This window comes from Synechocystis sp. LEGE 06083 (assembly GCF_015207725.1).
Classification (GTDB): domain Bacteria; phylum Cyanobacteriota; class Cyanobacteriia; order Cyanobacteriales; family Microcystaceae; genus Synechocystis; species Synechocystis salina.
In genome coordinates this window covers 1-21,212 of the sequence record NZ_JADEWJ010000029.1, presented here as the reverse complement: position 1 = coordinate 21,212, position 21,212 = coordinate 1, and the positions used below count along the sequence as shown (strand labels likewise).

The window sequence follows — 21,212 nt, the reverse complement described above, 5'->3', positions numbered from 1 at the left end:
CTTCAGAAAAATAAGGAACACAGTAAATTTGCTTTACCCAATGTCCAGAAATTTTTTGAGCAACCATATTTAAGGCTTCCTCTCGGGATAAGTCCCTGACATTAACGCAAAAATCTAAATCTCCAAATTCCTGAATACCGCCATACAAGTTCAGGGAGCGCAAAGATATAATTTGTTGTGCATCAGTCAATAAGCGTGCGATTAGAGAACCGCTTCCATGTTGATTATTAACTTCACAGGAAGTAACAGTGGCCAAGGCTTGAGTAAGGGGTTGAGCCATAGTTTTAGATTGGTCTAGAGCGGGTAAAAAAGTGAAATTGACTCCGTAAGCAACCAGAGATTGATATAGTCTTGGACAAGCCACAGCTAGGGATTGCTGACGAGATTGATCTATTTCTTTCGTGAAACGGCTAAAACTATTTTGTAAAATCTGTAATTGTTCTTGGCTTGGACGAGGGCGATTAAGGGCGGCAATGAGAGTTTCTACGTGCCAGAGATTGGCCGGAGCGCATTGCTTATTTAAATAGCCTTCCCATTCCTCTAAAGCTTCATTGATAACTCCCTGGGGAAGCATATCTAGGGAAAGAAAACGAGGTTCCGTTAGAATATGATCCAAATAAAATGAGAGTTTTTTATCATCGCACCAGCGGACTAAATCAAGCAGACTAAAAATATTATAAGCTTGAATTGTTGGTCGAATAGAAACCCGTAAATTATCCTGTTTAAAAGCTAAAATATTAAAGCAAATTTTTTCCCAACGACAAGGGTAACGAATATAATTTTGTACAGATTCAAACCCATCAACGCTAACGGCTAATTCCACATCTTGAAACTGTTGTAATAACCGGGATATTTTCTGACTATATTTAGTTCCGTTGGTGTTGATATAAAGGGAAATATGGGAAGCAGCATCTTGTTTAATCAGCCATTCCAAAATAGGGATAAAGGAGGGATTAATTAATGGCTCTCCTCCTGAAAAGTTAATAAAGCGTAGGTTTTCGGGATGGGCAAGAACTTGTTCAAAAACGGTTGCTTCTTGTCCAGACCAAGCCACTGAGTTTTCTCCTTGGGAGTTGCCTCCATACCAGCGGGAATGAACCGGATCCTGGGCAATGCTGGAGCTATATTGTTGGGAACACATACGACACTTGAGATTACAGGTATTACCCAACCAGAGATGCAAAGCGGAAGGAAATGGCGCTTGTCCTTGTTCATTTGTGATAATATTCCCTATTTCAGCTTCCAATTCTTCCCTAGTTTGGGGAATCGTTCTAGTCGGGAAGTGAGCATTGCAAACCTGGCGTAAACTCGTCCCGCCGTCCTGTTCTTTTTGGTAACATTTTTGACAAGAAGCAGCCTTTTCTCCAGTCACTAGTGTATGGCGTAGTTTCCGGAAGTAGGCAGAATTCCACGCTTTATCCAGATTCATATTTTCGAGGGAAAGAATTTCTCCTTCCGATTCTAAATCTAGAGCCAAAGTTTGACTGCATAACTTTATTTTGCCTTTGTTATCAATCACAGTTTGATAAAAGGGCAAAATACAAAAAGTTTTCGAAAAATCTAACGCGACAGGGTTAGCTTGATTTCTAGTTAAGGAGCGGGGGGAGTCTGGTGTTAAATTCTGGCTCGAATTAAAATCCTGAATTTGGAAAGCACTTTGAAAGTGGGAAGCTAAGATAGGATGATCTTGGTAATGTTTAAGTATTTGTTCGTGATTTTCCACTAGGGTTGTTAGATTGCCTTGGGTTCTTTTTTCAAACATTTTGGGAATGACAATAGGATCCACTCCGAGATGGGCTTGAATTTTAGTTAGTGTCGCATCCCAATTAGTTACTAAATCGGTGTAATCAACCCAGAGTTGTGCTTCTTGGGCAAAAAGTCCCGTAAAGTAATTCTGACCAGAGCAGTAGTATTGATAAAACCAATCAAAATACCAAGTTTCGTAGGTCAAACTGGGAGAAGGGGGAGGATTATAGGAACCGGGAACATACCAAATTGGGGAGTGGACATTGGGAGAAAACCAAATATTAGTTGTCATTGCTACCCGAAAACTGATAGCTGCTTCAACAATATTTCTAGTCAAGACAATGACCCGTAGATCTTGTTTTGAGCGGAGATAATCCCAAACTGAAGAATTGTGCCCCAAATGGTCATACATTAATTTGGTGCCATCGAAATCTTTAAAGAAAGTCTGGGCCAAAAGGCTGAGGTCGAGGCAATCGCCATCTAATTTTTTTTGATCATTTAAATAGCTATCTTGATGGCCGTAAAGATTCTCTAGGGTTTGCCGACGCCAATGCACCCAGGGATCGTCCCCTTCCTGTTCGGGATTAAAAATATCCATACCCTGACAGATATTAGGGTGAGTGCCAAGGGCGGTGATGAGTAGAGTAGAGCCGGTACGAGGATAGCAGAGAATAATGAATTTCATTGCCGAGTAAATATGGGGAATGACTTTGACAAAATAAGCCCCCCATCCAACGGCGAATCAGACTGCCACTTTACCGACCATGAGCAGATCTTTGACCATCAAATATTCTGGGGTTTTTCGAGAATATTAATTACCACAAAACTAACCCCAGCCATCAATTAACTCAATAATATTCCCAAATTTCTTAATAGGTTTTAAAAAATAATTAAGACCCCTGGGGATAAACCCGGCCTTTCCAGCCGCCCCCCCGACCTCGCCAATGTTGCCAAGCGGAATCGAGGGTCATGAGGCTATATAACAGGGCAATTAACGGTAGGGATAAACCCCAAAACCGGGAGCGCCCATAGAATTTTAAGGTCGGGCCATAGGCGATCGCCATTAAGACCCAGGTAAAAGATCCTAATAAAGCCAGAGGTAAATCGCCCCAGATGATTGCCAGCATTAGAGCAATGGGGGCGGTTAAATAAACCAAAGCCATGCCCAGAAGGGTGCCTAGTAGCAGCAGGGGATTGTAATCCAATTGGGTATAGGCAGTGCGGCTAACCATCTGCCAAATGGTTTCTAGGCGATCGTAGGGCCGTAAGCTCCAATTTTCCCTAGTTAGCCCCAACCAAATAGGTGATTTTTGGGTTTTTACCTTCTGGGCGAGGGTGCAATCATCGATTAGTGCTTCCTTCAGAGCTTCAATGCCCCCAATGATTTGTAAAGATGACCGTTGAATAAGAATACAGCCCCCCGCCGCCGCCGCCGTTTTATGGTGGGGATTATTCACCAATGGGAAGGGATAGAGCTTTTGGAAGAAGAAAATAAAGGCTGGAATCAGTAATCTTTCCCAAATACTCTCACAGCGCAACAGCACCATCAGGGATACCAGGGCTAAATTTTCCCGCTGGGCCTTTTCCACCAAGGCTTTAATGGTTTGGGGGCCATGGGTAATATCCGCATCGGTGAGGAAAATATACTCGGGCCAGGATTCTGGACTTTGCTTGTCCGACTGCACTGTTTGCCAGCCCTGTTCCACTGCCCACAATTTTCCTGACCACCCAGGGGGTAGCGGTTGCCCCGACACCACTTCCAGGCGATCGCCATAGCCTAAATCGGTGGCGATACGTTGGGCCACAGTGCCGGTGTTATCACTACTTTGGTCATCCACCAAAATGATTCTTAACGGGCCAGGATAATGCTGTTGCAACAAACTGGGCAAACTTTGACCCAAGACGCTGGCCTCATCCCGAGCTGGAATAATGGCCGCTACGGGGGGATAGTCCTTTAACGGCGATGGCTGATCAAAGTTTAAAACCTGGTCACAGCGCCAAAAATTTCCCCAGCCCCCCAGCAAAAAGCACCAAATCAGGCAGGAGATTACGGTAATTGCTAAGACAAAGGTGACCATTTGTCCACCTACAAATTCTTTTCTAAATTAGGAGCAAAGGACAAGCTACAGCTACACACCTGGGCGGCATTGGGGTTGGTGAAGCGGAATCCTCCCCCCATTAAATCTTCGGCATAATCTAATTTGAGATTGTGGAGGTAACCTGCACTCTGGCTATCGACCAACACCGTCACCCCGTCACTTTCATACTCCAAATCGTCAGCGGTAATTTCCGGGACAAAATCCAAATGGTATAACCAACCGGCGCACCCTCCGGGCCTAACCGCGAGGCGAAAATGGTGGCGGGTTAGTTGGCGACTGTGTTGCAATCGTTTAATTTCCTGGGCGGCACTGGCAGTCAATTGCAGCATAGGCTAACGCAATGGCTCAAAAAGAAATCGAGAAATTAGACATAAAGTTCCATCTGCCATACTACCAGGGCGATCGCCGACCTTGGATGAAATTTTCCGTTAACTGCCGGAGAGCCATTCTAAAGAGTTAGAAAATTTCCGTATTCAAGGCTTTTTTCAATGCCCCAATGCCCTGTTTGATACGACGGGAAACGGTGATCACGCTCACCCCCATCATTTCAGCAGCTTCCTTGTGGGTGAAGTCATGGAGAAAAACAAATTCCACAATGCGGCGGGTACGTTCTTCCAAACCGGCCAGGGCCTGTTGCAGGCGGATTTGATCCTCTGGGCTAAGCTGAAAACTACGGAATTCGTGGTGGGCTAAACAATCCCCCAGGTTAACCTGCCCGTCATCGTCGCCGTTTACCTTGGTGTCCAAACTCACCAGCTCACGATTTTGCAATGCTAGTTTGGTTTCCTGCCAGTCCGTCAGGGGCACCGCTAAAATTTGGGCAATTTCCTCATCGGTGGCAGCCCGGTCATATTTGAGGCGAAATTCTTGCTGGACGGCGATCGCCTGGCGACCCAGATCTAACCAACGACGGGGAATGCGAACACAATTACTTTTGTCCCGCAGAAAATGCTGGATTTCCCCCCGGACATAGGGGATAGCAAAGGAGCTAAAAGCATTGCCCTTACTCACATCAAATCTTTCAATGGCCCGGATTAGTCCCAAACAACCCACCTGGGATAAATCTTCAAAACTTTCATTGCATTGGGCTGTCCAATGGTGCGCTTCTTTCCTCACCAGACCCAGATTGACTTCCATAATCTGATTACGCACGTCAACGTTGTGGGACTCTGCGTAGATTTTGAATAGTCTCAGAGTCTCAAGTTTGAGGTTTTCACTGGTGGCATTGGTCATGGTTTTGGGTTTAGACGACTCTAGTCAATTCTACCGATGGTCAGGCTCTGCCTACATCAGCAAATATATGGAGAAAATAAAAACTTTTTGCCAACCGATGCCCCAGCAAATACGCTTTGTTTGAGTTTGGGCATCATTCTCCCCCTTGCTCTGTCCGGGAAACTAGTTTGCGTTTGAATCGTTAGCAACGGAGAGATATGGCGAAGAACCAAGAGTAATTATAAGACTAATTCAAAATCTGGACAATAATATGGGGAAAAAGTCAACAATTCTTCAACTAAATCCTTAAGCATTGTTTAAGCATTTGCTGAGCTTGCTGTTGATAACCGCCCCCAAACAAATTGAAATGGTTGAGGATGTGATAGAGATTGTAGAGGGTTTTCCGTTGTTGATAACCAGGCTCTGGGGGATGAATGGCATGGTAACCCTGGTAAAATCCCGCTGGAAACCCGCCAAATAATTCTGTCATGGCAATATCCACTTCCCCATCGCCGTAGTAGGTGGCCGGGTCGAGAATTACCGGTTCCCCTGTGGTTAAAATCGCACCATTGCCAGACCACAAATCGCCGTGGACTAAAGCCGGTGTCGGTTGGCGATCGCCTAGTAAATCCTTCACTTTGGGCACCACCGCCGTTGGATCGGGAAAGTTGCCTCCCCGTCGTCGGGCTAGGGCCAGTTGATAGCCGAGGCGATGCTCCGCAAAAAAGTCGGCCCAACTATCGGTCCAAGGATTGGGCTGGGGAGTGGCCCCGATGGTGTTATCAGTCTGCCAACCAAATTGGGCGCTGCCCCCCGCTTGATGCAATGCCGCCAAATTTTGCCCCATGCGATACCAACTATCATGGTTGCCCTGGCCAAACTCTAGCCATTCCAACACCAGGTAACTATGGCCGGCGGAACTACCGTGGCAAATGGGCCGGGGAACCCTAATGGTATGGGTGGCCGCCATGGCTTCTAACCCGAGGGCCTCCGCTTGAAACATGGGCCACTGCTGGGCTTGGTTAAGTTTGACAAAATACTTCTGTTCCCCATCCATCAGGCAATAGCCCTGGTTTATGCAACCACCACTCACCGATCGCCGTTCCTGCCCATGGAAGGGTTGGCCGGTGGTCTGACTGATTTGTTGGGCAATGGTTTGCCAAAGGACAGGGGAATTCACAGGCAAATGGAAAGTAGGGATAGAGAGTACAAATTCCTAAGCTGGGGGGGGAGTTGCTAACAGGGGGTCTAACTGGCCCCGGCTGTCCAGGCTATACAGTTGGTCACAGCCACCAATGCCCTGGTCATTGACAAAAATTTGGGGTACAGTGCGTCGTCCCTCTGCTCTTGCCGCCATAGCTTGCCTGGCTTGGTCATCGCCGTCAATTTTATACTCGATGAACTTAACTCCCTTCCACCACAGTAAAAGCTTGGCCCGGATGCAAAAAGGGCAAGTTTGCCAAGTATATACTTCCACTTTGGCTTTGATCCCATCCGCTTGGCGGCCACTGAGGAGGGGGAGCCAGTTGAACAAATTAGCCATGACATTACCTGGAGATTGGAACTGGGAATTTCAAATGGGGACTGCAACGGGATTGTCTTGGTCCTTCTCCTCAAGCATTACAGATCGGCCGGTGTAGCCTCAACCTGGCCATCGGCCCCAACCCAGACGATTTGCCCCACTGCCGTGGTCTCAGCATAGGTGTGCAGTTCCTCCGGCGATCGCCCACCAAGGTCCAATTCCACCCGGCGATCGGGATGCTGGCGGCGTAAATTTTGGGCCTGGCGAAAGGCGGCTCCCTCGGCAGAGTCATCCACCGGGCAAACCAGATAATCGATGGTGGCGGTGCTGGTGGGCAAAGTGCCCAATTCGAGCAAACATTGGTGCAGTTCTTCAATGTTCAAGGAAAAGCCCGTACCGGGAAAGGATTGCCGCTGGGGGTGGTATTGACTGAGGAGTTGGTCATAACGCCCCCCCTGGCCCAACACGTAACAGTTATCAGTTTGGCGGCTCACCGCTTGGAAAACCATCCCAGTGTAATAATCAAACGGCTGGAGCCAACTCAAATCTAGTACCAAATTGGAGGGCCCATCTCCACTGGCCGCCACCAAGGACAACAATGCCTGCAGGCGATCGACCCGAGCTAAACATTCTCCTTCCAAGTTTAATTGGGCTAATCTTCCCAACACTTCCTCCACGGTGCCCCGCAGGTCAAACAGTTGTAAGGCCAAGTTTTTAGCTGCGTCATCGGGATAGGGGAGTTGGGAGAGCTCCACATAGTCCAAACGGGTGATGCAATCCCGGACAGAGGCTTGGAGAGGGGTAGGTAATTTGGCCAATAGACTTCTAGTCAGGCCAGCGTCACCCAAAATTAGTTGCCAATCGGTTAGGCCCAATTGGGTGAGGCAATCGGTCAACAGCAGAAGAATTTCCGCATCGGCCCGGACGCCTCCAGCAAAGAGTAATTCTATGCCCGCTTGGAAAAACTCCATTTGCTTCCCGTGGTAGCCTTCTGGAGGATTGCGAAAGACGTTGGCCCGGTAACACAATCTTTGGGGCTGATTGTCAGTCATGCGGGTCACTACTGCCCGGGCAATGGAAGCAGTCAATTCTGGCCGTAAACCCAACCGTCCTTCCCCCCGGTCCTGGAGTTGGATAACTTTATGGGCGGAAATTGCTCCCCCGGCCACAAGGGTATCCAGCCATTCCAAAGTGGAGGTAACAATGCGCTGATAGCCCCAGCGGTGAAAAGTTTGTTGCAGTTGGTCATTGATGCAGGCTTTTTGGGCAACTTCTAGGGGAAGTAAGTCCCTGGCTCCAGCGGGGGGATGGTGAATCATGGCAGCTTAGTTTCGGCGGGGACAAATTTAAATATAATGTTTTCCCGCAACCCCAAGGAATATTTCCCCGGTTTTCCTTGGTTGGCAAAATTCTCAAAACCTTTACTTCCAGGTGATCAGGCGGATTTTTCTAGGTGATGGAGTAGGGCTTGGCGCATCACATCAACTGGTACGTCCCGTTGTAACCAAATTTTCAATGCCGCAGCCCCCTGTTGCACGAGCATTTCTGCTCCGTCGATGGTCACTAAGCCTCGCTCTTGGGCCTGTTGTAAAAACTTGGTGGGGCGGGGAGTATAAATTAGGTCATAGGCGATCGCCATTGGCGGTAATTTTTCCACCAGAGATTGATCTAGGGGGGATTGCTCGGGATGGGGAACCATGCCCACGGGGGTACTGTTAATCAATAAAGTTGCTTGGGGGATAACCTTGGATAACTCTTCCCAGGGCAGGACTTGCAAAGCTTGTTTGATTTCCTGATCTGTCCAACTGTCGGCAAACTGGGCCAGTTTTTCTGGACTGCGACCCACCACAATAATTTCTGGACAACCCAATTGGATTAAACCCACCACCACTGCTCGGGCGGCCCCACCGTGACCGAGGACCACCGCCTTCCCCCCTGACCAATCTCGCTTTAACTCCAATAAAGGAGCCAAAAAACCCTCAACATCGGTATTGGTTCCCTGCCAACCATGGCCATCCCGCCAGAGAGTATTCACGGCCCCCACTTGCTGAGCGGTTTCAGTTATCTGGGTCAATAAAGGCATCACCGCCTGTTTATGGGGAATCGTCACGCTTAACCCCTGGACTCCACTAGCCCCCAAACCTTCAATGGCTACTGGCAAATCCGCCGGGGCAATGGGAAAGGCGGCATACACATAGTCACTGGAGATCGCCTGGAGAGCTGCATTGTGCATCACCGGGGACAGGGAATGGGCCACCGGATGACCAATCACACCGAGAAGCTTAGTTTTACCGGTAATGGGGAGCATGGGGGACAATTGTTAATTTAAATGGAGCCATGCTATATTACTAAATCGCTAGGACGTATAGCTCAGTTGGTTAGAGTACATCGTTGACATCGATGGGGTCACTGGTTCGAATCCAGTTACGTCCATAAATTTGCTGTACAGTGACACAATCTTTGTCATTGGTGACACATTGATGTCATCATGCCAAATTTCGTGTCGTGATGACAGATTGTTGTAACAAGCCCTAAGGGAGGATAACCCTTCTGGCACCAAACATCAAAATCTTTCTCCTCGGCCACTAGACGCAAAAGCTCATTGATTAATGGCGTGTTCTTTTCTGCCATTAACTCCCAGAGTTGCCGCCGGGTTGCTTCCGGTGCGGTCAGGTCACAATGAATTGTAATGATACTCATCTCCAGATAATAACACTATGTTTTTATTCTGTGCTGGAGTTGAATGACGGGAGTCGTAATATAGTTGGACAACCTAACTAAATTGCTAAGCGAATGTTTTTTACCAGCCACCAGGCAGCAGAAATTACCGGGTGTACCCTACGCCAATTGCAGTATTGGCGTGAGAAGAGGGTGGTAAGTCCAACGGTGGACGCGACGGGTAGAGGCAGAACCGTTTACTACAACCAAGTAGACCTTTGTGAGTTAATGGTGATGAAACACCTTCTTAGCACTGGTCTGGAATATACCCAAGCCGTTGAGGTGTTGAACTTATTGCGGGAGAAGGAGCCAGGGTTTGCTGATATGGCTGTGGAAAGTCGCTATATCGTGACCAGAAACCCAGAAGATAAAGCTCTTATTCTTGAATGCTTTGACTTAGATGCAGTGCAGATGGCTATGTATGCTGGGCAGCTCGTGGTACCCCTTTGGTTAGACCAAATTCACCTGAAATTAGGTCAGAAGCTAAGGGATATGTCTGGTACTGAGATGCCCGACATAAATCACCTACCACAACGGGCCGAAGATGAAGCCCGCAAGCACATAGACCAACACTTAAGTTCTGTTGGGTGGGAGATTATCTCGATGAAACTTGGGATACGGATGGACAGGCGCAGTGCCCATGCGGTTAGGGAGTATCCCCTCGCCACCGGCCGGGCAGACTATGCTCTTTTCGTTAATGATTTGCTATTGGGGATAGTGGAAGCTAAACATTTATCAAGTTCATCTTTCAATCCCCACTCTGCCCTGGAGCAGGCTAAACGTTACTCTAAGGGGGCATTCGATGGGGTTGGTAATTGGCGGGGCTACCGTGTGCCTTTTCTCTACTCCAGCAACGGAGAGTTAATTTACTTTCTGGATATGCGGGAAGACACTAACATTGCCTGTCAGCTCCAGTTGTTTCACACGCCTCAGGCTTTATTCGAGCTACTAGGCCGAGATACAGCGGATTCCTAGACAAAATGGCACGATATAGGACGATCGCCGTTGACCCCAACCCCTTCACCGTAAACGTTTCAAAAAAAGATCCACGATGAATCAACCAGCATTGCCTCTACAAATATCAGCCGAACTAGGCAACTGGTTACAAACAGAGCAGCTAAGTCTGGGACTGAGTACTTACCAAACCAATCGGTTAATGATGGTGGGGAGTAACAGCGAAGGCAGACTGGCCCTCAATGAAAGACTGTTTGATAAACCCATGGGGTTGTACGTGAAGAACCAGAGCCTTTACATGAGCACCCGCTACCAAATTTGGCGCTTCGATAACTGCCTGCAACCGAGAGAAACTTACCAAGAAGCCGATCGCCTTTATCGACCGAGCCAAAGTTATATCACTGGCGGTCTTAATGTCCATGACCTGGTGCTGGATAAAAACGGCTCCCTCTTATTCGTCAATACTGACTACAGTTGCCTTGCCACCCTCGAAGAAGGGCATAGCTTTAAACCCCTGTGGCAACCTCCCTTTATCAAAAAATTGGTTTCCCAAGATAGTTGTCACCTCAATGGCTTAGCGATGGTGGATGGGGAACCCCGCTATATGACCGCCTGCGGTGAAACCAATAAACCGGCGGGTTGGCGTAACCATCGGCAAAATGGTGGCATCATCCTGGACATCTCCAGTAGTGAAATCATTGCCACTGGGCTATCTATGCCCCACTCCCCCCGCTGGCATGACGGCAAACTCTGGTTACTCAACTCCGGCACAGGGGAACTGGGTTACATCGAAGCGGAAAAGTTTGTGCCGGTTACCTTCTGTCCTGGCTTTGTGCGAGGACTTACTTTCTGGAAACACTGGACGATCGTCGGTTTATCGCAACTGCGCTCCAAGAATTTTGGGGGATTAAGACTAGAGGAGCGCTTAAATGAAATCGGTCAAACTCCCCAGTGTGGGGTAATGGTGATTGACCTACGGACAGGGGAAATTGCCCATTCCCTGATTTTTGCTGGCGTGATTGAAGAACTGTACGACGTGGTGGTTATCCCTGGAGTGACTAAACCGAGGGTGATTGGTTTTCAAGATGAAGACATTGAAAGGCTGATTACCTATCCCGGTTGTCAGGGACTGATTACCACCAAACCCGCTGTCAAACGTCCCAGCCTTGGCCCCAAAGCTCCCATTCCTGGGCTAGCCACTAAAGAACGGGTGGAGCGGGAAAACCAAGAAGCTAGGGAAATCGAGGACTTAGAACGACAAGCAGAACTGGCGGCCGCCCCGGTCAAATATCAACGGGTTTATCACCTCAACCCAGAAAGCCTTGTCCCCTATGACAATATGACCTTTCCCAGTCTGCAACAACGCTGGCAACAGCAACCCCAACGGGGAGAAGTGGTGGGGGTATCAGCCTCTCGGTTAGGGGATTTGGTCGGTTTTGTGATTGGAGAACAGCTCAGTCCAGAGCGGGTTGAAATTATTTCTTTTAACGTTGATCCCAGTCAACGTCGCCAGGGTATTGGTCTTCGGATGTTGCAAATCTTGGAGCAGCAACTGGTAAGAGAAGGGGTAACGCAATTTGTCTTCCTCTATCCGCCGATCGCCGATATTTGTATTGCCTTAGAACCGTTATTGCAACAGTTGGGCTGGCAACCGCCAACTATGTTGAGTCCCCAGGTAAAGGGAAGCCACAAAACCTTTGCTAAGGCGGCTGATGTTGTTAAAAGTTCGACTAATGTTGCTGTTAATGACACTATCAAGCAAGCTTTTCAGGCAGGAAAACAGTTAGCCCAAGCCGGACAATTAAAAGAGGCTGTAGAGCAATTTCAGTCCGTTCTATACCAACAACCCAACTATATTCCTGCTCTCAATCAACTGGGGAATGCTTGGCAACAGTTAGGAGAATTAGACAAAGCGATCGCCTGTTACCAACAGGTCTTAGAAATTAATCCAAACATGGCCGTTGCCCATTGTAACCTGGGTAGTATTTGGCAAATGCAAGGAAAATATAAAGAGGCGATCGCCGCCTATCAAAAAGCCATTGAACTAAAATCTGATTTTGTCTTAGCCTACCGAAATTTAGCAATTCTTTATACTAGTTACCGGCAATTTCAACGGGCAGAAATGGTGCTTTGGCGACTTCTAGAATTTCAGCCTGAAGACCCAGAAAATCACCAACTTTTGGGAAATATACTCCGTCAAATGGGCCATCTAGAAGAAGCAATTAGTTGTTTTAAAAATGCTATTAAATTAAACCCTCAGTTCAGTGAAGCTTATTATAGTCTGGGGTGTTTATTGATTACCAAAGGACAACTTAATACAGCTAAACAATACTTGCAAAAAATCCTCAAGACTCCATTGGATCAGCTTTCTTTTAATCCATCTTTCGTTTACAGCAGTTTAGGTTTTATCTTGGAAAACCAAAATAAATTCCTAGAAGCTCTCCATGCCTACAATCAATCTTTGCAACTCAATCCCGAAGCAACGGAGATTTTTTATCAACGGGAACATCTACGGTTAATCCTTTGTGATTGGGATGACTTTGATCATCGGATGCAAATCCTAACTGAACGCATTCAAAATCATTTAGAAACGCCCCATTCTGCCAAACTTACCCCCCTGAGTTTGAATAGCTTTGGGGCCCCGATCGCCTTACATACCACCGTCAATCGTCATTGGAGTCAAACGATTACGGAGGCCATGGCGGAACTGAAAGCCCACTGTGGGTTTACGCCCCGCAGGTTTAACCGAGAAAAAATTCGCCTAGGCTATCTATCCGCCGATTTTCGTAGTCATGCGGTGGGTTCCCTCATTGCCGACATTTTTCAATATCACGATCGCAATTTGTTTGAGGTCTATGGCTATTCCCTAGCAGACACAACCGATGAAACCACAAAAATTATCCAAAAGGGTTGTGATTTTTTTGTCAATATTGCCTCTCTCTCTGTGGAAGCCGGCGCACGGCGTATTTACGCTGACGAGATTGATATTTTGATTGATTTAGGGGGTTACACCACTTCATGTCGCCCAGAAATCCTCGCCCTCCAACCTGCGCCGATTCAAATGCAATATTTGGGTTATCCCAACACTATGGGAGCCGAATTTATTCAATATATACTTAGCGATCGCCAGATTATTCCTCCAGAACTTACCCCGTATTACACTGAACAGGTGATTGAACTGCCCCAGGCGTTTATTGCCTCCCCAGTGGAAATCACCAAAAAAGCGCCCCCCCGCTCGGCCTTGGGATTACCCGAAAAGGGATTTGTCTATTGCTGTTTTAATCGCACTGATAAATTTGATCCTTACTTATTTACCGTATGGATGCGTATTCTCCAACATGTTCCCGACTCCGTGCTCTGGCTAAAGGATATTTCCCCTGAAATCACCCAAAAACTACGACAAGATGCCCAATCCCAGGGGGTTGCACCAGAACGCCTAGTATTTCTTTCGAACATTCCTTTGGCCGACGACTTCATTGCCCACTATCAACGGGCGGATTTATTTCTGGATACATTTAATTACAGTGCTGCTTCAACGGCGATCGCCGCTTTACAATCGGGACTACCCATTTTGACCTGTCCTGGGGAAACCTTTGCTTCACGGATGGGAGCCAGCATTTGTCATACCGTTGGCTTGGATGACTTTATTTGCGAGAGTCCCCAATCCTATGAAGAACAAGCTATTTATTGGGGAACCCATCCTCAAGAATTGCAGGCTATTCGAGATAATTTATTACAAACAAAGGGAGAGTTGCCCCTATTTCAGCCAAAGCAATGGGTTCGTAATTTAGAGTCGGTTTTACAGTCTCTTTGTAGTGGCGACAACTGTGTACAAGCTTAAGGTTTTTGCGACGACATTTACAGCCCTATATGACCGCCACCCATGAATCTCGCCATGCTTTTATTTCTCTGACTTAATTACCAAGACGGCGATCGCCAGAATGTTAGAATTCATTGATGTTTGATAATGTTTGCAAATTTCTAGCGGAAAACTTTTCCGAAGACTATGCCAGTTGGTTGCTCGGTCGTCCTGTCACCTTAACTAAACTGAGTCCAACGGAATTATCCCTAGAACCCATTCGTGCCGATTCCCTCATTCTGGAACAATCAGAAGACTTGGTTCTACATCTAGAATTTCAGACAGAACCCGATGAAACAATGGGTTTTCGGATGTTGGATTATCGGGTGCGGGTTTATCGTCGTTTCCCGGCTAAAACCATGCACCAAGTCGTGATTTATCTAAAACCAAGTAAATCCGCATTGGTCTATCAGGATAGTTTTCAACTCGGTGAAACCACCCATCGTTATCGGGCGATTCGGCTTTGGGAACAATCTTCAGAGATATTTTTGCAGAGTCCAGGGTTATTACCGTTGGCGATATTAACCAAAAGTGAGGAGCCAACAATACGATTAGGAGAGGTTTCTAAGGGATTGGATACAATAGAGAATCAAGGGGTGAGGGCTAATCTGATGGCTGCAACGGCAGTATTCGCAGGATTAGTGATGGAACCTGAAATGATTAAAACAATTTTAAGGAGTGACATTATGAAGGAATCAGCTTTCTATCAGGAAATTCTTCAGGAAGGTCGTCAGGATGGTCGCCAGCAAGGTCTTCTTGAGGGTCGCCAGGAGGGTCGCCAGCAAGGTCTTCTTGAGGGCAAGCTGAAAACAATCCCTCTACTTAAAAAATTGGGTTTGTCCATCGCCGACATTGCCGAGGAATTAGATATTGATATTGCTTTAGTCAATCAGTTTGTCGCTAATCAGAATAATTAAAAGTTAAATGCCCTGTCCGTCGGCGATCGCCCTCTTGCCGTGAAGTAAAATGGCGATCGCCGTTTTCAATGGATAATTAACAATTACGGTAGGGGCACAAGGCCTGCGCCCAAATCTCCACAAACTTCTAAAATCGCTGCAGGTATAGGCCAATTCTATGTTTTATATTATGGTGACCTTGCGGATCTATGCTTCCACGAATGATATTCTTCCTGGGTATATATACGTTAGTTATGAGTTATGCCGTTCGGAAACACCCATCCAGCGATCGCGCTGAGAGAATCATCCCTGTCCCCTCTCAACGCCATTAAATTTTAAATTAATCGCCCCAATCCTAAAAATCTTAACTTCATTATTGTGGCTAACGTATATATTTTTCAAACAGGAAGCAACAACCCCTTCAATGGCATTGATATTGGGAGTTACAGCGCTCCCACCTTGGCGGATATTGATGGCGATGGCGACCTGGATGCGATCGTGGGGGAATTTGACCGCAATCTCAAATACTTCCAAAACACAGGTAGTAACACCGCTCCCGTCTACACCGAGCAAACCGGCACGGCTAACCCCTTCAATGGCATTAATATCAGGATTTACAGCAAACCCACCTTGGCAGATCTCGATGGCGATGGCGACCTGGATGCGATCGTCGGGGGACGTAACGGCACTCTCAAATACTTCCAAAACACAGGAAGTAGCACCGCTCCCGTCTACACCGAGCAAACCGGCACAGCTAACCCCTTCGATGGCATTAATGTCGGGTCTTTCAGCGCTCCCACCTTCGCGGATCTCGATGGCGATGGCGACCTGGATGCGATCGTCGGGGAATCTTACGGCACTCTCAGATACTACCAAAACACAGGAAGCAGCACCGCTCCCGTCTACACCGAGCAAACCGGCACGGCTAACCCCTTCGATGGCATTGATATTGGGAGTTACAGCGCTCCCACCTTAGCGGATCTAGACGGAGATGGCGACCTGGATGCGATCATCGGGGAACTTAACGGCACTCTCAAATACTACCAAAACACAGGAAGCAGCACCGCTCCCGTCTACACCGCCCAAACCGGCACAGCTAACCCCTTCAATGGCATTAATATCGGGAGTTTAAGCGCTCCCACCTTTGCAGATATTGATGGCGATGGTGACCTGGATGCGATCGTGGGGGAAAATGACGGCACTCTCAAATACTTCCAGAGTGTTCCTGCGATCGCCATTACCCCAACAGGTGGCAACACCCAAGTCACCGAAGGCGGAGCCACGGATAGCTATACAGTAGTCCTAAACGTTCAACCCAGCGCCGATGTGACGATCGCCCTCAATGGTGGGACGCAACTCAGCACCAACGTCACCAGCCTCACCTTCACCAGCGCCAACTGGGATGTTCCCCAAACCGTCACCGTAACCGCAGTGGATGACACTGTAGGCGAAGGCCCTCACCAAGGCGTAATCACCAGCACCGTAAGCAGTACAGACCTTAGCTACAACGGCTTAACCGTCGCCAGTGTAGTCGCCCAAATCACTGACAACGATCTCCCCACCACTCCCCGCATTTACATCGCACAAACAGGGATCGCCAACGCCCAAACAGGAACGGCTAACCCCTTCAATGGCATTGATATTGGGTTTTACAGCGCACCCACCTTAGCGGATCTAGACGGAGATGGCGATCTCGATGTGATCATTGGGGAACAGGATGGTACTCTCAACTACTACGAAAATACGGGCAGTAGCACTGCTCCCGTTTACACAGAGCGCACAGGAACCGCCAATCCCTTCAATGGCATTGATATTGGGACTTACAGCAGTCCCACTTTTGCGGATATTGACGGAGATGGCGACCTCGATGCGATCATTGGGGACTCTTACGGTACTCTCAACTACTACGAAAATACGGGCAGTAGCACCGCTCCCGTTTACACAGAACGCACAGGAACCGCCAATCCCTTCAATGGCATTGATGTTGGGACTTACAGCAGTCCCACTTTTGCGGATATTGACGGAGATGGCGACCTCGATGCGATCATTGGGGAGTCTGACGGTACTCTCAACTACTACGAAAATACAGGCAGTAGCACCGCTCCCGTTTACACCGAGCGCACAGGAACCGCCAACCCCTTCAATGGCATTGATGTTAGGACTTACAGCAGTCCCACCTTAGCGGATATTGACGGAGATGGCGACCTCGATGCCGTTATTGGGGAATCTGACGGTAATCTCAACTACTACGAAAATACGGGCAGTAACACCGCTCCCGTTTACACTGAGCGCACAGGAAGCGCCAATCCCTTCAATGGCATTGATATTGGGTCTTACAGTAAACCGACCTTTGCGGATATTGACGGAGATGGCGACCTTGATGCCGTTATTGGGGAATATTACGGTAATCTCAACTATTTTAAAAGTGTGATTCCCAAACCAGGGATCGCCAACCCCAACCCCTTCAATGGCATTGATGTTGGGTATTTCAGCAGTCCCACCTTTGCGGATCTGGACGGGGATGGCGACCTCGATGCCGTTATTGGGGAATCTGACAATAATCTCAACTACTACGAAAATACGGGCAGTAGCACCGCTCCCGTTTACACTGAGCGCACAGGAACGGCTAATCCCTTCAATGGCATTGGTATTGGGTATTTCAGCAGTCCCACCTTTGCGTATCTGGACGGGGATGGCGACCTCGATGCGATCATTGGTGAAAGGGACGGTAATCTCAAGTACTACGAAAATACGGGCAGTAACACCGCTCCCGTTTACACTGAGCGCACAGGAACAGCCAATCCCTTCAATGGCATTGATGTTGGTGGGTACAGCGCACCCACCTTAGCGGATCTGGACGGAGATGGCGACCTCGATGCGATCATTGGTGAAAGGGACGGTAATCTCAAGTACTACGAGAATACGGGCAGTAGCAACGCTCCCGTTTACACCGAGCGCACAGGAACCGCTAACCCCTTCAATGGCATTGATGTTGGGACTTACAGCGCACCCACCTTTGCGGATATTGACGGAGATGGCGACCTCGATGCCTTTATTGGGGAACAGGACGGTACTCTCAACTACTACGAAAATACGGGCAGTAACACCGCTCCCGTTTACACTGAGCGCACAGGAAGCGCCAATCCTTTCAATGGCATTGATATTGGGTCTTACAGTAAACCGACTTTTGCGGATATTGACGGAGATGGCGACCTCGATGCCGTTATTGGGGATTTGTACGGTAATCTCTACTATTTTGAAAGTGTGATTCCCAATTCTGCCCCAACGATTACCAGTGGTACGACAGCCAACTTTGCCGAAAATGGCACAGGAACCGTCTACACCGTCACCGCCACCGACCCCGAAAATGACTCGATTACCTATGGTTTGGAAACAACAGGAGACTATCTCCTCTTTGACATTGACAGTAATACAGGCATAGTCACCTTTAAAACATCTCCTGACTTTGAAAATCCAACAGATATTGGGACAGATAACGTCTATGACATTACGGTAACGGCCAGTGATGGGTTACTGAGTGATTCCCAGGCGATCGTCATTACTGTCACCGATGTCAACGAAGCCTCTAGCATTGATGGCAATGATGCAGCTAATTTTCTCTTTGGAACCGGAAAAAATGACTTAATTCGAGGTTTTGGTGGCAATGATATTCTTTTAGGCAATGGCGGTAACGACACCCTCTATGGCGGAGAAGGAAATGATATTCTCAATGGCGGGTTTGGTGATGACGTGCTTATTGGAGGACTGGGAACGGATAAGCTCATTGGTGGATTGGGTAAGGACAAGTTTGTCTATAAAGCTTTAAATGAAGCAGGAGATGTAATCCTTGACTTCAATCGAAACCAAGATCAGTTAATTTTAACTGAGTTATTTACAAGTCTCGATTACGCTGGCACAGACCCCATTGCTGATGGTTATCTCCGCTTCAATCGCCTAGGATTTAGTACCCAGGTGCAAATTGACGCTGATGGTCTAAGCAATGGCTCCAACTACACCACCCTGACCACCCTAATAGGAGTTTTTCCTTCTAGCCTCTCCGTGGGGACTAATGTTGTGATCTAAATCTCTCTGAATTTGCCTTTACGATTAAGTGTATGGCAAATCATATTTTATTGGCGATGACACCGCTAGTTACTTTATCAATTCCAATTTCTTCACCCTGGCGACTGGTAATGGTGCAACCCAATCTAGCAGTAGTCCTGTTAACCTGAACCTCTTGGCTGGGGATACTTTTGGTTTCCAGGTTAGTACGACCAGTAATTTGGGAGGAGCGGGCGGTTTAACTATCAATGATTTTGATTTTAATGCCACCCCTGTGCCCTTTGAAACTGATGCTTTACCAGTGCTGGTCAGCATGACCTTTTTGGGAACTGGAATTTGGGCCAAGCGTCGATTTTCGATGAAAAAAATAAAGTAGTTAACAACTTGATGGTGACAACATTGGAAATGCCTTGGTACGTCATCTGCCATGAAAGTTGTAGCGGCTCACTAAACCATCCAAGCCCCAGACACAATAAAATATGAGGTGCCAACGGTTGTCAACTTCAGGAGCATTGCCCATGTCAGTCCAAAACCTGAGTAAACAAGATGTAGCCGCCCTCACTGCCGAGGATGTGGCTCAATTGGCCCAACGCCTGGAAAATGACGATTACACCGATGCTTTTGAAGGGCTGAAGGATTGGCATCTCCTGCGGGCGATCGCCTTTCAGCGGGAAGACTTAGCGGAACCCTATCTTTACCTGTTGGACAATGAAACCTATGACGAAGCTTAAATCTAGCCACCCATGGTGAAGGGCAAACGCATCCTAATTGGGGTGGGGGGCGGCATTGCGGCCTACAAAATTTGTGAGGTGGTGTCCCAACTATTTCAGCAGGGGGCAGAAGTAAAGGTCATTCTCACGGCCGGAGGTGAGAAGTTCGTCACGCCCCTAACTTTTACCACCCTGGCCCGCCATCCCGCCTACTGTGACGCCGATTTTTGGCAACCCATACACCACCGTCCCCTGCACATTGATTTGGGGGAATGGGCAGATATTTTCTTGATCGCTCCCCTTACCGCCCATACTTTGGCCAAACTGAGCCATGGTTTTGCGGACGATTTACTGAGCAATACGGTATTAGCTTCCCGTTGTCCGATTCTTTTGGCCCCCGCCATGAATACGGATATGTGGGAACAGGAGGCAGTGCAAAGGAATTTACAACAGTTGCTGACCGATCGCCGTTACCATTTGTTAGCGCCCAATGGGGGGCTGTTGGCCTGTGACCGTAGAGGGATGGGACGTTTGGCCGAGCCAACGCAAATTATTAACCGACTGCAGGCCCTGCTGTTTACCCAGGGGCAAGAAGATTTACGGGGTAAAAGGATTTTGATCACCGCCGGGGGTACCCAGGAATACCTTGATGCAGTGCGCTTTATTGGTAATCCGTCCACAGGCAAAATGGGTTTAACTCTGGCTCAATCCGCCGGCGATCGGGGGGCGACGGTAACCCTGATCCATGGCCCCATAGGAGATTTGTCCATACCCATGGGAGTAACCAGTGTGGCAGTAGTTAACGCAGAGCAAATGCAACAAGCTTTGATGACCCAAGCTCCCCTGGCGGATTGGATTGTGATGGCTGCCGCCGTAGCGGACGTTAAACCAGCCCAAACTGTGACAGGTAAAATGGCTAAACAGGATTTACCCGCTAGCTTACCGTTGGCCCCAGTGCCGGATTTAATTGCCCAGGTTGGTAAACAAAAACAGCCCCATCAATTGCTAGTGGGTTTTGCGGCCCAAACGGGAGATATTATTACCCCGGCCCAGGAAAAGTTACAGAGAAAAAATCTCGATGTCATTGTCGCCAATCCCATTGACCAACCCCAGGCGGGTTTTGGTAGTGACAGTAATCAGGCGGTAATTATTGACAGGAACGGTTCCCAAACGGCGATCGCCCCTTGTACGAAATTGGCCATGGCCCATCAGATTTGGCAATATTTGTTGGAAAGAGTGGGAAGTTGATTAATCCCTAACTTTTTTTGACGGCATGGTGATCAATTCCCCTTAGTTTTCCTTAATGACAGGACTTACGCAAAAGAAAACTTAAGAGTAGGAGAACGAAGCTGTTGACGCAGGAAATCAGACCATGGTTGATGAGATATTTCGTAGACTGTCAATGGGCTATTAACGGCTTGACGACGAAGAAAA

The 21,212-nt window shown here is 47.9% G+C and carries 16 protein-coding genes and 1 tRNA gene; 8 read left to right on the top strand and 9 right to left on the bottom strand.

Annotated features, from left to right (window positions below):
* The 8 genes from IQ219_RS03905 to IQ219_RS03870 form a co-directional block, all read right to left on the bottom strand.
* On the bottom strand, positions 1 to 2,431 hold a 2,431-nt coding region (locus IQ219_RS03905), incomplete at its 3' end, for a twitch domain-containing radical SAM protein (RefSeq protein ID WP_228016697.1).
* Between the two features lie 205 nt (positions 2,432 to 2,636).
* The gene (locus IQ219_RS03900) at positions 2,637 to 3,824 is read right to left on the bottom strand and encodes a glycosyltransferase (RefSeq protein WP_194071786.1); all 1,188 of its coding nucleotides are present in this window, start codon (positions 3,822 to 3,824) and stop codon (positions 2,637 to 2,639) included.
* 8 nt (positions 3,825 to 3,832) lie between these two features.
* A complete protein-coding gene (locus IQ219_RS03895) occupies positions 3,833 to 4,174 on the bottom strand; it encodes an iron-sulfur cluster assembly accessory protein (protein ID WP_190599238.1) in 342 nt (113 codons plus the stop codon).
* 127 nt (positions 4,175 to 4,301) lie between these two features.
* On the bottom strand, positions 4,302 to 5,078 hold the full coding sequence (locus IQ219_RS03890) for an RNA polymerase sigma factor SigF (RefSeq protein ID WP_190599237.1): 777 nt from the start codon (positions 5,076 to 5,078) through the stop codon (positions 4,302 to 4,304).
* 277 nt (positions 5,079 to 5,355) lie between these two features.
* Entirely contained in the window at positions 5,356 to 6,243 is an 888-nt protein-coding gene (locus tag IQ219_RS03885; protein ID WP_194020272.1) for a fructosamine kinase family protein, read from the bottom strand.
* Positions 6,244 to 6,273: 30 nt separating this feature from the next.
* The gene (grxC, locus tag IQ219_RS03880) at positions 6,274 to 6,600 is read right to left on the bottom strand and encodes a glutaredoxin 3 (protein WP_194020273.1); all 327 of its coding nucleotides are present in this window, start codon (positions 6,598 to 6,600) and stop codon (positions 6,274 to 6,276) included.
* Positions 6,601 to 6,677: 77 nt separating this feature from the next.
* On the bottom strand, positions 6,678 to 7,898 hold the full coding sequence (locus IQ219_RS03875) for an ATP phosphoribosyltransferase regulatory subunit (RefSeq protein ID WP_194071785.1): 1,221 nt from the start codon (positions 7,896 to 7,898) through the stop codon (positions 6,678 to 6,680).
* Positions 7,899 to 8,014: 116 nt separating this feature from the next.
* Positions 8,015 to 8,887, bottom strand: a complete 873-nt coding sequence (locus tag IQ219_RS03870) for a shikimate dehydrogenase (protein WP_194071784.1) — start codon at positions 8,885 to 8,887, stop codon at positions 8,015 to 8,017.
* 51 nt (positions 8,888 to 8,938) lie between these two features.
* Here IQ219_RS03870 and IQ219_RS03865 point away from each other — a divergent pair.
* A tRNA-Val gene (locus IQ219_RS03865) sits at positions 8,939 to 9,012 on the top strand.
* A gap of 30 nt (positions 9,013 to 9,042) precedes the next feature.
* Here IQ219_RS03865 and IQ219_RS03860 read toward each other — a convergent pair.
* Positions 9,043 to 9,279 carry a hypothetical protein gene (locus tag IQ219_RS03860; protein ID WP_194071783.1) on the bottom strand — a complete coding sequence of 79 codons (237 nt, stop codon included), beginning with the start codon at positions 9,277 to 9,279 and terminating at the stop codon, positions 9,043 to 9,045.
* 93 nt (positions 9,280 to 9,372) lie between these two features.
* Here IQ219_RS03860 and IQ219_RS03855 point away from each other — a divergent pair, with 93 nt between their 5' ends.
* From IQ219_RS03855 to coaBC, 7 genes are all read left to right on the top strand, one after another.
* On the top strand, positions 9,373 to 10,272 hold the full coding sequence (locus tag IQ219_RS03855) for a MerR family transcriptional regulator (RefSeq protein ID WP_194071782.1): 900 nt from the start codon (positions 9,373 to 9,375) through the stop codon (positions 10,270 to 10,272).
* Positions 10,273 to 10,348: 76 nt separating this feature from the next.
* Complete coding sequence (locus IQ219_RS03850) at positions 10,349 to 14,092, top strand: TIGR03032 family protein (RefSeq protein ID WP_194071781.1); 3,744 nt, start codon at positions 10,349 to 10,351, stop codon at positions 14,090 to 14,092.
* Positions 14,093 to 14,208: 116 nt separating this feature from the next.
* A complete protein-coding gene (locus IQ219_RS03845; RefSeq protein ID WP_190597677.1) occupies positions 14,209 to 15,027 on the top strand; it encodes an Rpn family recombination-promoting nuclease/putative transposase in 819 nt (272 codons plus the stop codon).
* A gap of 357 nt (positions 15,028 to 15,384) precedes the next feature.
* Entirely contained in the window at positions 15,385 to 19,089 is a 3,705-nt protein-coding gene (locus IQ219_RS03840; RefSeq protein WP_194071780.1) for an FG-GAP-like repeat-containing protein, read from the top strand.
* A gap of 28 nt (positions 19,090 to 19,117) precedes the next feature.
* Positions 19,118 to 19,444, top strand: a complete 327-nt coding sequence (locus tag IQ219_RS03835; protein ID WP_194020281.1) for a hypothetical protein — start codon at positions 19,118 to 19,120, stop codon at positions 19,442 to 19,444.
* A gap of 103 nt (positions 19,445 to 19,547) precedes the next feature.
* Complete coding sequence (locus IQ219_RS03830; RefSeq protein ID WP_194020282.1) at positions 19,548 to 19,799, top strand: DUF2555 domain-containing protein; 252 nt, start codon at positions 19,548 to 19,550, stop codon at positions 19,797 to 19,799.
* 12 nt (positions 19,800 to 19,811) lie between these two features.
* A complete protein-coding gene (gene coaBC / locus IQ219_RS03825; RefSeq protein WP_194020283.1) occupies positions 19,812 to 21,026 on the top strand; it encodes a bifunctional phosphopantothenoylcysteine decarboxylase/phosphopantothenate--cysteine ligase CoaBC in 1,215 nt (404 codons plus the stop codon).
* Positions 21,027 to 21,212 lie beyond the last annotated feature (186 nt).

What these genes read in the sequence shown, in the direction of transcription:
- IQ219_RS03855 (WP_194071782.1), top strand. Translation starts at nt 9,373, where the DNA reads ATGTTTTTTACCAGCCACCAGGCAGCAGAAATTACCGGGTGTACCCTA.
- IQ219_RS03860 (WP_194071783.1), bottom strand. Translation starts at nt 9,279, where the DNA reads ATGAGTATCATTACAATTCATTGTGACCTGACCGCACCGGAAGCAACC.
- IQ219_RS03870 (WP_194071784.1), bottom strand. Translation starts at nt 8,887, where the DNA reads ATGCTCCCCATTACCGGTAAAACTAAGCTTCTCGGTGTGATTGGTCAT.
- IQ219_RS03875 (WP_194071785.1), bottom strand. Translation starts at nt 7,898, where the DNA reads ATGATTCACCATCCCCCCGCTGGAGCCAGGGACTTACTTCCCCTAGAA.
- IQ219_RS03900 (WP_194071786.1), bottom strand. Translation starts at nt 3,824, where the DNA reads ATGGTCACCTTTGTCTTAGCAATTACCGTAATCTCCTGCCTGATTTGG.
- IQ219_RS03830 (WP_194020282.1), top strand. Translation starts at nt 19,548, where the DNA reads ATGAGGTGCCAACGGTTGTCAACTTCAGGAGCATTGCCCATGTCAGTC.
- IQ219_RS03890 (WP_190599237.1), bottom strand. Translation starts at nt 5,078, where the DNA reads ATGACCAATGCCACCAGTGAAAACCTCAAACTTGAGACTCTGAGACTA.
- IQ219_RS03895 (WP_190599238.1), bottom strand. Translation starts at nt 4,174, where the DNA reads ATGCTGCAATTGACTGCCAGTGCCGCCCAGGAAATTAAACGATTGCAA.
- IQ219_RS03845 (WP_190597677.1), top strand. Translation starts at nt 14,209, where the DNA reads ATGTTTGATAATGTTTGCAAATTTCTAGCGGAAAACTTTTCCGAAGAC.
- IQ219_RS03850 (WP_194071781.1), top strand. Translation starts at nt 10,349, where the DNA reads ATGAATCAACCAGCATTGCCTCTACAAATATCAGCCGAACTAGGCAAC.
- grxC (WP_194020273.1), bottom strand. Translation starts at nt 6,600, where the DNA reads ATGGCTAATTTGTTCAACTGGCTCCCCCTCCTCAGTGGCCGCCAAGCG.
- coaBC (WP_194020283.1), top strand. Translation starts at nt 19,812, where the DNA reads ATGGTGAAGGGCAAACGCATCCTAATTGGGGTGGGGGGCGGCATTGCG.